14 protein-coding genes are annotated in these 14,727 nt (G+C 43.5%); 6 read left to right on the top strand and 8 right to left on the bottom strand.

Features of this window, described 5'->3' with window-relative positions:
* Positions 1-33: 33 nt before the first annotated feature.
* Both nagC and nagA read right to left on the bottom strand, forming a co-directional pair.
* Positions 34-1,248, bottom strand: a complete 1,215-nt coding sequence (gene nagC, locus R7O12_RS19155; RefSeq protein WP_053307520.1) for a DNA-binding transcriptional regulator NagC — start codon at positions 1,246-1,248, stop codon at positions 34-36.
* A gap of 2 nt (positions 1,249-1,250) precedes the next feature.
* Positions 1,251-2,387, bottom strand: a complete 1,137-nt coding sequence (gene nagA / locus R7O12_RS19150; RefSeq protein WP_005384983.1) for an N-acetylglucosamine-6-phosphate deacetylase — start codon at positions 2,385-2,387, stop codon at positions 1,251-1,253.
* A gap of 489 nt (positions 2,388-2,876) precedes the next feature.
* Between nagA and nagE the strand changes: the two genes are divergently transcribed.
* Together nagE and glnS are read left to right on the top strand one after the other, a co-directional pair.
* Complete coding sequence (nagE, locus tag R7O12_RS19145) at positions 2,877-4,370, top strand: N-acetylglucosamine-specific PTS transporter subunit IIBC (RefSeq protein WP_005384985.1); 1,494 nt, start codon at positions 2,877-2,879, stop codon at positions 4,368-4,370.
* A 276-nt stretch (positions 4,371-4,646) separates the two neighbouring features.
* A complete protein-coding gene (gene glnS, locus R7O12_RS19140; protein WP_005382124.1) occupies positions 4,647-6,317 on the top strand; it encodes a glutamine--tRNA ligase in 1,671 nt (556 codons plus the stop codon).
* 222 nt (positions 6,318-6,539) lie between these two features.
* Here glnS and fcrX read toward each other — a convergent pair whose 3' ends face one another.
* Complete coding sequence (gene fcrX / locus R7O12_RS19135) at positions 6,540-6,989, bottom strand: ferric iron uptake transcriptional regulator FcrX (RefSeq protein ID WP_005382141.1); 450 nt, start codon at positions 6,987-6,989, stop codon at positions 6,540-6,542.
* Positions 6,990-7,189: 200 nt separating this feature from the next.
* Between fcrX and R7O12_RS19130 the strand changes: the two genes are divergently transcribed.
* A complete protein-coding gene (locus tag R7O12_RS19130; protein ID WP_005382144.1) occupies positions 7,190-7,693 on the top strand; it encodes a DUF4442 domain-containing protein in 504 nt (167 codons plus the stop codon).
* A 52-nt stretch (positions 7,694-7,745) separates the two neighbouring features.
* On the opposite strand, the gene fldA is transcribed toward R7O12_RS19130, so the two are convergent.
* From fldA to R7O12_RS19115, 3 genes are all read right to left on the bottom strand, one after another.
* Positions 7,746-8,279, bottom strand: a complete 534-nt coding sequence (gene fldA, locus R7O12_RS19125) for a flavodoxin FldA (protein ID WP_005382146.1) — start codon at positions 8,277-8,279, stop codon at positions 7,746-7,748.
* A gap of 48 nt (positions 8,280-8,327) precedes the next feature.
* Positions 8,328-8,549, bottom strand: coding sequence for a DUF2788 domain-containing protein (locus R7O12_RS19120; RefSeq protein ID WP_005393038.1), 222 nt, complete (start codon positions 8,547-8,549; stop codon positions 8,328-8,330).
* 112 nt (positions 8,550-8,661) lie between these two features.
* On the bottom strand, positions 8,662-9,429 hold the full coding sequence (locus tag R7O12_RS19115; protein WP_017819953.1) for an alpha/beta fold hydrolase: 768 nt from the start codon (positions 9,427-9,429) through the stop codon (positions 8,662-8,664).
* Between the two features lie 92 nt (positions 9,430-9,521).
* Between R7O12_RS19115 and seqA the strand changes: the two genes are divergently transcribed.
* Together seqA and pgm are read left to right on the top strand one after the other, a co-directional pair.
* On the top strand, positions 9,522-10,064 hold the full coding sequence (gene seqA / locus R7O12_RS19110; RefSeq protein WP_005382149.1) for a replication initiation negative regulator SeqA: 543 nt from the start codon (positions 9,522-9,524) through the stop codon (positions 10,062-10,064).
* Between the two features lie 92 nt (positions 10,065-10,156).
* Entirely contained in the window at positions 10,157-11,803 is a 1,647-nt protein-coding gene (gene pgm, locus R7O12_RS19105) for a phosphoglucomutase (alpha-D-glucose-1,6-bisphosphate-dependent) (protein WP_318105039.1), read from the top strand.
* 61 nt (positions 11,804-11,864) lie between these two features.
* On the opposite strand, the gene R7O12_RS19100 is transcribed toward pgm, so the two are convergent.
* Positions 11,865-12,638, bottom strand: coding sequence for a DUF1853 family protein (locus R7O12_RS19100; RefSeq protein ID WP_318105037.1), 774 nt, complete (start codon positions 12,636-12,638; stop codon positions 11,865-11,867).
* 232 nt (positions 12,639-12,870) lie between these two features.
* On the opposite strand from R7O12_RS19100, the gene R7O12_RS19095 reads away from it, so the two are divergent.
* Complete coding sequence (locus R7O12_RS19095; RefSeq protein WP_139060338.1) at positions 12,871-13,629, top strand: Nif3-like dinuclear metal center hexameric protein; 759 nt, start codon at positions 12,871-12,873, stop codon at positions 13,627-13,629.
* A 93-nt stretch (positions 13,630-13,722) separates the two neighbouring features.
* Here the strand turns inward: R7O12_RS19095 and R7O12_RS19090 are convergent.
* Positions 13,723-14,727: citrate synthase (locus R7O12_RS19090; RefSeq protein WP_318074770.1), on the bottom strand; the 1,005-nt coding region annotated here is incomplete at its 5' end.

Raw genomic sequence — 14,727 nt, 5'->3', positions numbered from 1 at the left:
GCCCGAGATTGTAACTCAATTGGTTGTATAAACTTAGTCTTCCAGTAACTTTTGTAACAAAACTCCGTTCAGCATAGCGCGTTTAATCATCGCAAATGCGCCCATCGTTGGCTGCTTATCAATGTGAGAAGCCACGATAGGGAGGTCGTTATGGAAAGTTTTAAGAGATTGATTCTCTACGTTGCGTTGAATTGCAGGGAAAAGAATATCTTGTGCTGCAGTAATATCGCCAGCAATTACAATTTTCTGTGGATTAAATAAGTTAACCGTAATCGCAATCGCTTTACCTAGCTGGTTGCCCACTCGCACTAAACTCTGTTTCGCAAGTTCATCACCATTCATTGCGTGCTGACATACCGCTTCAATTGTGATGTTTTCAAGGTCGGTTAAGCTTGATTCGTATCCTTGAGTAATCAGTTGCTTCACTCGTTGAATAATCGCTGGGTTTGCAGCTACGGTTTCTAAACAGCCAAAGTTTCCACATTGGCATTGCTCACCAAGCGGGTCAATTTGGATATGACCAATTTCACCGACGTTGCGGTTAAAACCAAGAAAAACCTGGCCGTTAACGATAATACCTGCGCCAGTACCGCGGTGGACGCTAACCAAAATAGAATCCTGGCAGTCTTGGCTTGCTCCAAAGTAGTGCTCAGCCAACGCCATGCCACGTACGTCGTTGCCAACAAAGCATGCTGTATTAAACTTCTCTCCAACAATTTCACCGAGAGCAAGATTATCGATATCGGTATTAGGCATGTATTCGACCACGCCAGTTGTTGGGTTAACAAGGCCCGGTAAAGTGATGCCGATAGCGATGAGTTGATCAATTTTGTCTTCGCAACGGCTTACGAAATCTTTTAATAAATCGATAAGTCCTGCGATTAAGTCTGCTTGGTTAGTGTAGTGCAGTTCATGCTGATCTTCTGCCAGCGCGGTACCACCTAAATCGTATAAACTGAACTGTACGTAATCTCGACCTAAGCGAACGGCAATCGAATGAAAAGGTTTGACTTCAGTAGTCAAAGAGATCGCACGACGACCACCAGTTGAAGCTTGTTGGGCGACCTCCTTAATAAGGCCGCGCTCTAAAAGTTGGCGGGTTATTTTGGTAACACTAGCAGGCGCGAGCTGACTCACGTCCGCGACTTGAATACGGGAGATAGGACCTTGCTGATCAATCAGCCTATATACCGCAGCGCTGTTAAGCTGTTTTACTAAATCTACATTACCAATCTGTCCGCCATTCATGCTTAATTTTGCTCGTATTGTCCGTTAACAACCGTCGCTTTTACTTTAAAGTCACGATCGAAAATAGTCAGGTTTGCAACCATCCCTTTTCGAACTCGGCCAAGGCGATCCTCAACACCAATTGCTGTTGCTGGGTATAACGTGGCCATTCGTAGAGCTTCGTCTAAAGCGATCCCCGCGTGCTCAACTGAATTCTGAACTGCTTCAATCATTGTCAAAGCTGAGCCGCCTAGCGTGCCATTTTCATCAACACACTTACCATCTCGGTAATATACTTTCTTACCGACAAAAATAAAGTGATCAATGTTAGCACCTGCTGGAGCTGTGGCATCCGTCACCAAAACAAGCTTTTCACCTTTGATTTTATGAGCAATTCGGATGTTTGCGTAGTCGACGTGAAAACCATCAGCAATAATGCCAGCATAAACGTCAGGAGTATCGTAAATTGCACCAACAACTCCTGGTTCACGACCAACCATTGGTGTCATTGCATTAAAGAGGTGTGTAGCAAAAGTAATGCCTGCTTCAAAGCTTTTACGTGCTTCGGCGTAGGTTGCATTTGTGTGGCCAATTGAAACCACGATGCCAGCAGCCTTTAATCGCGCAATATGCTCTGGGTCGTTATGCTCAGGTGCTAGTGTTACTTTCGCTACGATATCGGCGTTTGCGCAGATAAGGTCGATCATGCTTTCGTCTGATGGGCGAATAAAATCGACGTTATGGATGCCTTTTTTCGCGACGTTAAGGTAAGGACCTTCGAGGTGTAAACCAAGCGATTGATTTTGATATTTGTTGTGGTACTCACGAGCTGCGGCAATTGCAGTTCGCATATCTTCATCAGATGATGTAATGAGTGTTGGCAGGAAGCTAGTACAGCCAGATTTGAGGTTTGCCTGGTGCATGATTTGCATGGTTTCAGGGGTAATTGCATCGTTTAGCATTACACCGCCACAACCGTTCAACTGCAGATCGATAAAGCCTGGACTTAGATTAGCGCCTGCAAGGTCTTTTACTTCGATGCTTTGAGGTAGCTCAGAAACCGGCACAATAGATTGAATAAGATCGTTTTCGATGATGACCGCATGATCGGTAAGAACATCACTACCGGTATAAATTTTACAGTTACTTAGCGCGTACATAGTCAGCTAGTCCTTATAGATGAGAATTCAATTTCTATATCGTTATCTAAGTAGAGACTGCTTCAGTCATATGGGTACTTAGTTTGTATCACTGAATTAGATAACGAGTCACATACAGCAAGTCGCGTTTTATCGATGTTATTGTCATAGTAACTAACTGAAAAGTAATAATTGTATGGTTTTTTATGATTCTTTTTCAGAGCAAAGTTACAGTGATTTACCCGCCTAGATACCAAAATAACACTGATTCTGCCTTGCATAAAGTGCGAGAATATTATCTTTAAAACGCCATTTTTTCGTATAATAAAATAAGTTTTATGATCTCGCTAGCAAAAACCTTCCGAAAGGGCAAATTGTGGTGATTATGATCACAAACGGTGAGCTTTTAATTTGCGGAGCAAAATTAATATCATAAACTTAGGATGACTAAATTGGACGGCTGAAATAAGTCATTCAACATAACATCTAATCCTATAGGGGGAACTTAAGGTGAACATTCTCGGATACTTCCAGAAGGTGGGTAAGGCGCTTATGGTGCCGGTTGCCACACTTCCTGCAGCAGCAATACTCATGGGTATTGGCTACTGGATCGACCCAAATGGCTGGGGCGCAAACAGTGCACTTGCTGCATTTCTTATTAAAGCTGGTGCAGCGATCATTGACAATATGTCAGTATTGTTCGCTGTTGGTGTTGCTTACGGAATGTCTAAAGACAAAGATGGCGCCGCTGCACTTTCAGGTTTCGTGGGCTTCTTAGTTGTCACAACGCTTTTGGCCCCTGGTGCAGTATCACAAATTCAAGGCATTGACCCAAGTGAAGTACCTGCTGCATTTGGTAAAATCAATAACCAGTTCGTCGGTATCTTGGTTGGTATTGTTTCTGCTGAGTTGTACAACCGTTTTTCTCACGTAGAGCTGCACAAAGCACTGGCGTTTTTCTCTGGCAAGCGTCTTGTACCGATCCTAACGTCTTTTGCTGGTATCGTTATTGCGTTCATCCTGATGTACGTTTGGCCATCAGTTTACGGCGGTCTGGTAAGTTTTGGTGAAAGCATTCAAGGTATGGGTGAAGCAGGTGCAGGTGTTTACGCATTCTTCAACCGTCTTCTAATTCCTGTTGGTCTGCACCATGCACTAAACTCAGTGTTCTGGTTTGATGTTGCTGGTATTAATGACATTCCAAACTTCCTTGGCGGTGCGAAATCATTAGCTGAAGGCACGGCAACGGTAGGTGTTACGGGGATGTACCAAGCGGGCTTCTTCCCAATCATGATGTTTGGTTTACCAGGCGCTGCTCTAGCGATGTACCATACTGCGAAATCAAAGAATAAAGAGAAAGTGGCATCTATCATGATTGCAGCTGCGTTTGCTTCATTCTTTACAGGTGTAACAGAACCACTTGAATTTGCATTCATGTTCCTTGCTCCAGGACTGTACGTTCTTCACGCAGCGCTGACTGGTCTATCAGTTTATATCGCGGCATCAATGCAGTGGATTGCAGGTTTCGGTTTCTCTGCTGGTTTAGTCGACTTAGTATTGTCGACTCGTAACCCGCTAGCGGTAAACTGGTACATGCTCATTGTACAAGGTCTTGGTTTCTTTGCGGTTTACTACTTCGTGTTCCGTACCGTGATTGTTAAGTTTGGCCTTAAAACACCGGGACGTGAAGATGATGAAGAAGCTTCATCTAACGTGGCTGGATCAAGCAATTCTTCAGAGCTTGCTCGTCAGTACTTGAAAGCACTTGGCGGTCATGACAACCTAAGTTCTATCGATGCCTGTATTACTCGTTTGCGCCTTTCTGTGAAAGATATGAGCGTTATCAATGAGAAAACTCTGAAAGATCTTGGAGCTATGGGAGTTGTGAAGCTAGGTACAAACAACCTACAAGTTATCCTTGGTCCACTAGCAGAGATTGTTGCTGGTGAGATGAAGAATGTATCTAAAGATGAAGACTTAAGTGGTGTTCAGCTACCAGCTTAACTGTTTAATAGTGGTGTGATTGTTTGTTATTGGTATTGCAAACAATTGATACTACAACATCGCAAAAGGCCTCCGCAGGAGGCCTTTTTTCGTTTAGGCCCTTTGAATCTGCTTTGCTTTCACGCTAACTCGATAAATATTGTCGTTTTAGAGCGAGTTCTTGTTGTCTAATTGCTTAGAATTGTGGATCATTAGTAACAATGTACTCTGTGAAACCATACTTGGATACAGGGTTCCGTTTTCTCTGACAATACTAATATTTTTGAGGTGCTATAGATGAGTGAAGCTGATGCTCGTCCATCAAACTTTATTCGCCAGATCATTGATAAAGATCTAGCGGATGGTAAACACACTAGCGTGCATACTCGATTCCCGCCGGAGCCAAATGGCTACCTGCATATCGGTCATGCTAAGTCTATCTGTTTGAACTTCGGTATTGCTCAGGACTACCAGGGTCAATGTAATCTGCGTTTCGACGATACAAACCCTGAAAAAGAAGACATCGAATACGTTGAGTCTATCAAGAAAGATGTAAACTGGTTGGGCTTTGAGTGGAGTGGTGAAGTATGTTACTCATCAAACTACTTCGATAAGCTTTACGAATATGCAATTGAATTGATTAACAAAGGCTTAGCGTACGTAGATGAGCTAAGTCCAGAGCAAATTCGTGAATACCGCGGCACACTAAAGGCGCCAGGTAAACCAAGTCCATACCGTGACCGTTCTGTTGAAGAGAACTTGGCGTTGTTTGAAAAAATGCGCGCTGGTGAATTTGAAGAAGGTAAAGCGTGTCTTCGTGCTAAAATCGACATGGGTTCTTCATTCATGGTCATGCGCGATCCAGTTTTATACCGAGTGCGTTTTGCTACGCACCACCAAACTGGTGATAAGTGGTGCATTTACCCAATGTACGACTTTACGCACTGTATTTCTGATGCATTAGAAGGCATTACGCACTCTATTTGTACGCTTGAATTCATGGATAACCGTCGTCTGTACGATTGGGTTCTAGACAACATCACGATCGAAAGCCGTCCACATCAATACGAGTTCAGTCGTTTAAACCTTGAATACACAGTGATGTCTAAGCGTAAGCTTAACCAGCTAGTTACTGAAAAACTGGTTAATGGTTGGGATGATCCACGTATGCCGACTGTCTCAGGTCTGCGTCGTCGTGGCTTCACACCTGCATCTATTCGTGAGTTTTGTAAGCGTATTGGTGTAACGAAGCAAGAAAATATGATCGAGTTTAGTTCATTAGAATCTTGTATTCGTGATGACCTAAACGAGAACGCTCCGCGTGCAATGGCTGTACTGGATCCTGTTAAAGTTGTTATCGAAAACTTTGAAGCAGGCGCAGTAGAAAACTTGACAGTTGCCAACCACCCAAATAAACCTGAAATGGGCGTGCGTGAAGTGCCATTCACGCGTGAATTGTGGATTGAGCGTGAAGACTTCCGTGAAGAAGCGAACAAAAAGTACAAGCGTTTAGTGCTAGGTAAAGAAGTTCGTTTACGTGGTGCTTACGTGATCAAAGCTGAGCGCGTTGAAAAAGATGCCGAAGGCAACATCACAACGATCTTCTGTTCTTACGATGCAGATACGCTAGGTAAAAACCCAGCAGATGGTCGTAAAGTGAAAGGCGTTATTCATTGGGTGTCAGCTGATAAAGCTCTTCCAGCGGAAATTCGTCTGTACGATCGTTTATTTACGGTGCCAAACCCAGGCGCAGCGGAAGATTTTGCTTCTACTATCAACCCTGAATCATTAGTTGTGATCAATGGCTTCGTCGAGCCTAGCCTAGCTTCCGCAGAAGCAGAAAAAGGTTACCAGTTTGAACGTATGGGTTACTTCTGTGCAGACTCGAAAGACTCTTCAGCAGATAATCTAGTATTCAACCGCACGGTTGGTCTACGTGATACCTGGGCAAAAATTGAGAATCAATAATCTCAATTAATGCTGAGAACGATGAAAAAATGCCAGCAAACGCTGGCATTTTTTATACCTAATCCCACAGAGTGCTATACAGATGTGCAAAACTGTGGATAAAAAAGATGGGTGTTTAGTAGCTTTTGTTCTGTAACCAAAGTACTGACGTCTAAGGTACTGACTTCTAAAAACAAAAAACGCCAGCATGTGCTGACGTTTACTTTTTAAATTAACAAACCCTTATTTTTTCGGTTTGTGTGCATCTGGATTGTCTTTACAACCACCATCGCTACACTTGCCGTACAAGTATAAGCTGTGGTTTGTTAGTGTGACATTGTACTTAGCTGCAATCTCTTTTTGACGTTCTTCAATAAGATCGTCAGAAAATTCAATTACCTCACCACAGTCTAGGCACACTAGGTGGTCGTGGTGATGTTGAGTCGATAATTCGAAGACTGACTTTCCACCTTCAAAGTGGTGACGAGTTACAATACCAGCATCGTCGAACTGGTTTAGAACTCGGTAAACAGTTGCTAGGCCAATTTCTTCACCTAGATCAATCAACTTTTTGTACAAATCTTCAGCACTGATGTGCTGGCAGTCTGGCTGCTGAAGTACTTCTAGAATTTTTAGCCTCGGAAGGGTTACTTTTAAACCCGCATCCTTCAGCGCCTGATTATTATCTGACATATACTTTCCCGTTGGATCATCTGCAGCGATTTAACAGAATTCAATCTTCCTACCATTATAGGATAAGCGTTCGGAACATTAAACCACGAACTTCAAAGGGTTAATAGAATCTTTTTGTAAATTAGAAACAGGTCTATTATATTACAGCTCTGACCAGTTACAATTATGTAACATTAAGCTTGGAGAGGGCATGGATAGCGATGAATAGGCGACTAGCGAAGATATACAAACCAGGAATTGTAAAGTTCGCACTCAATATTTGGCCTCCTTTTTGGGGGGCGGGTATTAAAATCTTACATATTTCTCAAGACTTCCGTACTGTAAAGGTACGTTTAAAGCTTCGCTGGTGGAATAAAAATGCCAATCGCACCCAATATGGCGGCAGTATTTTCTCTTTAACTGATCCAATTTACTCGTTGATGCTGATGGGGATTCTACGAGAGGAATATTATGTGTGGGATAAAGAGGCAAGCATTAACTTTATTAAGCCGGGGCAAAGTGATTTGTTTGCAGAATTTGAGGTCACTGAAGGGATGCTGGAAAACATTTATCAAATGACACGGAATGGAGAAAAGTGTTTTCCTGAGTTTATTACTCATGTAAAAGATAAACAGGGGAATGTGGTTTCAGAGGTTCAACGCAAGCTTTATGTAAGAAAGAAACCTCAGTATCGCGAAGAGGAAGTACTTACCGATGCTGTGTGACAATACATACAAAAAGACCTCCAAGTGGAGGTCTTTGCATCATTCAATTTGATTAGCCTTCTAGCTCAGCTAAACACATCTCTTCATAGATCTGTTTAACCCAGCTTTCAACACGCTCGTCAGTCAATTCTGGTTGGCGGTCTTCATCAATACATAGACCTACGAATTGGCTTTCGTCACCTTCAACAAGTGCTTTAGACGCTTCAAATTCGTAGCCTTCTGTCGAGGTATGGCCAAGAATTGTGCCGCCTTTAGACTCAACGATATCACGGACTGTGCCCATCGCGTCACAGAAGTATTCTGCGTAGTCTTCTTGGTCGCCACAGCCAAAGATAGCCACTAGCTTAGTAGAGAAGTCGATTTGCTCAAGCTCAGGGAAGAAGTCATCCCAATCACATTGTGCTTCGCCGTAGTACCAAGTTGGGATACCTAGAAGAAGAAGATCGAAGTTATCAATGTCTTCTTTGCTGCTTTTCGCGATGTCTTGAACGTGAACTAGATGTTTACCTAGTTGCTTTTGAATCATCTTTGCAACGGCTTCAGTATTACCTGTGTCGCTACCGAAGAAGATACCTACACTTGCCATAGAGTCTATACCTTTACATTGTTTGTTATTGGCGATGCTACTAAGGGTTTAACCTAACCCTGAGCCTTCCCAAGTTAGCTGAATTACACCTTTTGCAATAAAGCCAGCACAGCCTAGGAAAAGGACTAACCACACAATACGACGACCAAAAACAGGTACATTGCCTTGCTTTAGCACATCTTTTATCGCCATCCCGATGAAAAAAAAGATAGCAGCAAAAAGAAGATCGAGTCCAATAGACTCGAGCATATCCATATAGTCGTAAAGCATTTTAGCCCTTCATGCCGAAAAATCTTGGGCGCACTATACCACTGTTAAACGGTAAAGTTAATGCACTACAAGAAGGGTTATTTCAATAATCTAGTGTTGCTTTTCGAATTTGTTAACTCGAAATGTATTTTCGAATGACTCTCATTACTTCTGTCGGTTTCTCGGCGTGTAACCAGTGACCAGTGCCAGCGATAATGTGTGCTTTAGCATGGTTAAATTGTCGCTTCACTGCTGGCTGATGTTCTGGCATTAAGTAGTCAGAGTCGCCGCCTTTGATAAACAAAGTTGGGATATCTGTTGGTGTGATTTCTTGCCAGCCAATAATTTGGTCATAATTCTCAAAAAGGCTCGGTACGTTAAACCGCCAATCCATCTTATCGCCATTTTTGTACAGTGATTTAGAGAGAAATTGTCTTACACCATCGAGTTCAATATGTTGAGCTAGGATATCCATGGCTTGCTGTCGATTTGCTGGTTTTTCATTAATAACAGCATGTAAGCCGTTAAAAACATTATCGTGACGGTTCGTAGTGTAGGCAACAGGCGCCATGTCGAGAACGACTAACTGCTTGACTACATTTGGCGCAATGTCCACAAGAGCCATCGCGACTTTTCCGCCCATGGAGTGACCAATAACAATAGATGGCTCAACGTTTAAGTGCTGAAGGAGCTGAGCCACATCTTTTGCCATATCGGTATAGTTATGGACTTCGGAGTGGAAAGAGAGGCCGTGATTTCTCAGATCAATACTGATCACCGTGTGATCTTTAATAAGATCGCGGGCGAGTAGACCCAGATTACTTAAACTACCAAACAATCCGTGAATCAAAACAACTGTTTGGCCTTGGCCTTCCTGCTTATAGTTGAGTAATGCTGACATTTTATCTTATTCGTGATGGGTTTAACGTGGAGTATCCGCGTGGATCTCGTTATAATCCCCCAGAGTTTAAACATTGAGAATGTGAAAAGCGAATGAAAACAATTGAGGTTGATGAGGATCTATACCGTTATATAGCTAGTCAAACTAAGCATATCGGTGAAAGCGCCTCGGATATTTTGCGACGCCTTTTAAACCTTGATGGTCAGTTGCAGGAAGCTAAAGCCGCGCCTGTAGTAGAGAAGCCACAAGGGATTGTAGTAAGTAAAGATGCGGGTAAAACGGAATCTGTTGATGTAGTGAAAGAAATGCGTTCGCTGCTTATTTCTGATGAGTTTGCCGGTCTAAAAAAAGCGATTGATCGCTTTATGTTGGTATTATCGACCTTACATAAATTGAATCCAGAAGGTTTCGCCCAGGCTACGAATGTAAAAGGACGCAAACGCGTGTACTTTGCAGATAATGAAGAAACCTTGCTAGCAAACGGTAATACGACCAAGCCAAAAGCCATTCCTGGCACACCGTTTTGGGTTATCACGAATAACAATACAAGTCGTAAAAGACAGATGGTTGAACAAGTGATGGCACACATGGGGTTCCAACCTGACTTAATAGAAAAAGTAACAGGTTCAATCTAAGAAACCTGATAGAAGCCTCATAATGCGTCGCAGTGAGCGGATATTATGAGGCTTTTTTAATTTTATTTGTATTTAAAGAAAGGATGTCAAACATGGCTATGCACCCTCGTGCTGGGCAAAAAGCGCAGCAGGAAGATCTTCACAATATCCCAGCACTCGTTGCTAACTACTTCTTACTTCAACCAGACGCGGCAAACGCAGAACACAAAGTTCAATTTGGTACTTCTGGCCACCGCGGTACTTCAGACAAGCACACTTTTAACGAAAACCACATTTTAGCGATCGCTCAAGCGGTAGCAGAAGTTCGTGCTGAGCAAGGCACAATTGGCCCGTTGTTTGTGGGTAAAGACACGCATGCGCTATCTGAGCCTGCTTTTTCAAGTGTGATTGAAGTATTGATTGCAAATGGTGTGAAAGTGATTGTCCAGCAAGACAACGGTTACACGCCAACACCGGGTATTTCACACGCGATTCTGACTTACAACATCAAACACGAGGAAAAAGCAGACGGTATCGTTATTACCCCATCACATAACCCACCACAAGACGGCGGTATCAAATACAATCCGACACATGGCGGTCCTGCAGAAGCTGAGTTGACTCAAGCTATCGAAGATCGTGCGAACGAATTGATTGCTGAAGGTTTACAAGGTGTTAAACGTCTACCACTAGCAGAAGCAAAAGCATCGGATCTGTTTGTAGAGATGGACTTGGTGAAGCCATACATTGATGACCTGGTGAACGTTATCGATATGGAAGCAATCCAAAAAGCGAACCTGAAGATTGGTGTAGATCCATTGGGTGGCAGCGGTATCGATTACTGGCGTCAAATTGGTCAGGCATACAACCTAGACCTAACGCTAGTAAGTGAATCGATCGATCCTTCTTTCCAATTCATGTCGCTAGATAAAGACGGCGTTGTGCGTATGGACTGTTCTTCTCCATACGCAATGGCTGGTCTGCTAGCCCTGAAAGATGAATACGATCTTGCGTTTGGTAACGACCCAGACTATGACCGTCATGGTATCGTGACGCCGAAAGGTTTGATGAACCCGAACCATTTCTTAGCCGTTTGTATTGACTACTTGTACCGTCATCGTGACGAGTGGGGTAAAGATGTCGCTGTTGGTAAAACACTAGTTTCAAGTGCACTTATCGACCGAGTAGTAGCCGATTTGGGTCGTGAACTGTGTGAAGTGCCTGTCGGCTTCAAGTGGTTTGTCGATGGCCTTTACACTGGTAAGTTTGGTTTCGGCGGCGAAGAAAGTGCTGGTGCGTCATTCCTTCGTAAAGATGGCACGCCTTGGTCAACAGACAAAGATGGCATCTTGCTATGCCTTCTAGCAGCAGAGATCACTGCGGTAACGGGTAAGAACCCTCAAGATTACTATGAAGAGCTAGCGGCGAAGCACGGTGAGTCGAAGTACAACCGTATTCAAGCTGTAGCAAATGGCCCACAAAAAGACGTATTGAAGAAGTTGTCACCAGAAATGGTTGCGGCTGAAACTCTAGCAGGTGATGAGATCACTGCTCGTCTAACGCATGCACCAGGCAATGGTGCTGCGATTGGTGGCCTTAAAGTAACGACAGCTAACGGTTGGTTCGCTGCTCGTCCATCAGGCACAGAGGACATCTACAAGATTTACTGTGAAAGCTTCAAAGGTGAAGAGCACCTAAAACAAATCGAAGCAGAAGCACAAGAGATCGTTAATCAAGTGTTTGCAGCCGCTGGTTTGTAAAACATCCAATGGTCAATGTATCTAGCAAAGGGTTGATGTGAAAACATCAACCCTTTCATGTTTAAGTGCCCCGAACAGCTTTATCTCCGGGCCATGAATCTGGTACCACAAACCAGAATTGACCGTCTTCCGTTTGTGCGTGTATGAATCGATCTAAAGGCTTTTCAATAGGTTGAGAGAAATCGTCTGTACCGGTCGCCCAGCATGGTTTATGTAAATGATAAAGGGGTTTACTAATTAAATCCCATTGACTTTGATAGCACCAGTAACCACTAATCTGACTTGGATTTAATTCATAACCCAAGCACTCCTTAGGAGTTGGCTCTGGAGTAAACGGATTAATATAGAGTCGTCCTTGCATCATTAGGCGCTCTTCTGGAGAGTCGTTTAAAGGAATTATTTTTTGAAATTCCGGGCGATCGCTCATTTTCAGTTGATGCGTGAGCATTCTATCCAATTTCGCATGTAACTGGTCGTGAGCATTCGGGCCATACCAAATGCCGTTGTAAAGAAGATAAAACTTAATCGCCACTTCCCAATGTTCTATCTGATTTGATTCTGTATTCCTCAACACCAAATCGACAGCACCAATGGTCTTACCTTCAGCGTCGTTTAACTGAATTTCTTCGGCAATAATCTGATATCGTTCTGAATTAGAAAGAGCCGCAGTGCATAAGTGCTGATATAAAAAGCCCAATCTTGGATTACCATTGTATTGCTCAGTGTTCTTTAAAGGCGTTACCGTAAGATCCTCTAAGGTTGCAAACGGAGGGCGTAACTTGAAAAGAGGAGGTGAAGTGGCGATCCATTGGTAAAAGCGTTGCAGTTGGTTCATCCGTATCCCTAAATGTATGGTGAGGCGACAAGCTTTGTTATTGTAACTAAATTTGCTTTTGAGGGTAGGGTGGCTAGCATCGATATTAGGGTTCGAGATACACTTTAAATACCTAAATGATATCAAGGTGCCAGATGTCAAAACGTTGTTGTATCAACTAGGTTGCACACTCTCGGTCTGATTTCATCGAGAGGTTATTTAGGTTTACATGCGCTAGAAATTGGAAGTAATAATGAATAACTTAAAGCTAGAACAGATTCTTAATGACAAACTGTCACCGCAGTTAATTAAAGATTACGCACCAAATGGGTTACAGGTAGAAGGGAAATCAGCGGTAAAGCGTGTTATCACTGGCGTAACCGCCTCTCAAGCCTTAATCGATAAAGCGATTGAGCTTAATGCAGACGCATTACTTGTTCATCATGGCTATTTTTGGAAAGGTGAGCCTGAGCCAATTCGTGGCATGAAAGGTAAACGAATTCGTAGCCTGATCAAAAATGATATCAACTTATATGGTTATCACCTTCCTCTAGATATTCATCCAGAGCTAGGCAACAACGCTGAATTAGCTCGCTTACTTGAAATCGAAGTAGAAGGTGGACTTGAAGGACACCCTCAATCAGTAGCCATGTTTGGACGCTTGAAAAAACCGATGTCTGGTGCTGAGTTTGCGAGCAAGATCAATCAAGTTCTTGATAGAGAACCACTGCATATTGCTCCAGAGAATACCGATAAGATGATTGAGACAGTCGGTTGGTGCACTGGTGGAGGGCAAGATTTCATTGAACTTGCTGTACAGCACGGGCTGGATGCATTTATCTCTGGAGAAATTTCAGAGCGCACCACTTATACTGCTCGTGAAATGGACATTCATTACTTTGCTGCAGGTCATCATGCTACTGAGCGTTATGGTGTTCAGGCCTTAGGCAAATGGCTAGCGGATGAATATGGCCTACATGTGGAGTTTATCGATATTGATAATCCGGTTTAGCGTTCTCCATTAATAACGTTAAACGCAAAAAAGAAAAAAAGGGTTGAGACGAAAATCTCAACCCTTTTGTTTGTCTATCTTCGTACTAAAAGATCATTCACGTTCGTGAAGTGGAGAAAACTCACGTTGTGTTTCGCCAGTGTATAGCTGACGAGGACGACCGATGCGGTTCAGTGGATCGCTGTGCATTTCGTTCCAGTGAGCAATCCAGCCGATGGTACGAGAAATCGCGAAGATAACCGTAAACATAGAAACTGGAATACCAATCGCTTTAAGAATGATACCTGAGTAGAAGTCTACGTTCGGGTACAGCTTCTTAGACACGAAGTACTCATCAGAAAGTGCAATGCGCTCAAGTTCCATTGCAACGTCTAGCAGAGGGTCTTGAATGTTTAGCTCTTTGAGAACTTCATGACACGTTTCGCGCATTACTGTCGCACGTGGGTCGTAGTTCTTGTAAACGCGGTGACCAAAGCCCATTAAGCGGAATGGGTCATCTTTGTCTTTCGCGCGGTCCACATATTCAGGGATGTTATCGACGCTGCCAATCTCTTCTAGCATTCTCAAGCAGGCTTCGTTTGCACCACCGTGAGCGGGTCCCCAAAGGGATGCAATACCAGCGGCAATACATGCAAATGGGTTCGCACCAGAAGAGCCAGCTAGACGAACAGTTGATGTCGACGCATTCTGTTCGTGATCCGCGTGTAGAGTGAAAATCTTATCCATCGCACGGGCAACCACAGGATTCACTTCATACTCTTCGCAAGGGTTTGCGAACATCATATGCAAGAAGTTCTCTGCGTAGCTAAGGTCGTTACGAGGGTAAATAAATGGCTGACCGATAGAGTATTTGTAACACATCGCCGCCAGTGTTGGCATTTTTGACAGCAGACGGTACGCTGCAATTTCGCGGTGTTCGTCGTTGTTAATGTCAAGAGAGTCGTGATAGAAGGCTGCAAGTGCTCCAACTACACCACACATTACCGCCATTGGGTGAGCATCGCGTCGGAAGCCATGGAAAAAGCTTGCGATTTGCTCGTGTACCATCGTGTGACGAGTAACGGTCGTTTTGAATTGCTCGTATTGTTCTCGGGTAGG

The organism is Vibrio sp. Vb1574 (assembly GCF_033338675.1).
Note: the sequence above shows the minus strand (reverse complement) of the source record. Positions and strands in the feature narration are given on the sequence as shown.

Excerpts from the sequence above, each read along its gene's own strand:
- nagC (WP_053307520.1), bottom strand. The coding sequence starts at position 1,248 with ATGAATGGCGGACAGATTGGTAATGTAGATTTAGTAAAACAGCTTAAC.
- nagA (WP_005384983.1), bottom strand. The coding sequence starts at position 2,387 with ATGTACGCGCTAAGTAACTGTAAAATTTATACCGGTAGTGATGTTCTT.
- glnS (WP_005382124.1), top strand. The coding sequence starts at position 4,647 with ATGAGTGAAGCTGATGCTCGTCCATCAAACTTTATTCGCCAGATCATT.
- fcrX (WP_005382141.1), bottom strand. The coding sequence starts at position 6,989 with ATGTCAGATAATAATCAGGCGCTGAAGGATGCGGGTTTAAAAGTAACC.
- R7O12_RS19130 (WP_005382144.1), top strand. The coding sequence starts at position 7,190 with ATGAATAGGCGACTAGCGAAGATATACAAACCAGGAATTGTAAAGTTC.
- fldA (WP_005382146.1), bottom strand. The coding sequence starts at position 8,279 with ATGGCAAGTGTAGGTATCTTCTTCGGTAGCGACACAGGTAATACTGAA.
- R7O12_RS19120 (WP_005393038.1), bottom strand. The coding sequence starts at position 8,549 with ATGCTTTACGACTATATGGATATGCTCGAGTCTATTGGACTCGATCTT.
- R7O12_RS19115 (WP_017819953.1), bottom strand. The coding sequence starts at position 9,429 with ATGTCAGCATTACTCAACTATAAGCAGGAAGGCCAAGGCCAAACAGTT.
- seqA (WP_005382149.1), top strand. The coding sequence starts at position 9,522 with ATGAAAACAATTGAGGTTGATGAGGATCTATACCGTTATATAGCTAGT.
- pgm (WP_318105039.1), top strand. The coding sequence starts at position 10,157 with ATGGCTATGCACCCTCGTGCTGGGCAAAAAGCGCAGCAGGAAGATCTT.
- R7O12_RS19100 (WP_318105037.1), bottom strand. The coding sequence starts at position 12,638 with ATGAACCAACTGCAACGCTTTTACCAATGGATCGCCACTTCACCTCCT.
- R7O12_RS19095 (WP_139060338.1), top strand. The coding sequence starts at position 12,871 with ATGAATAACTTAAAGCTAGAACAGATTCTTAATGACAAACTGTCACCG.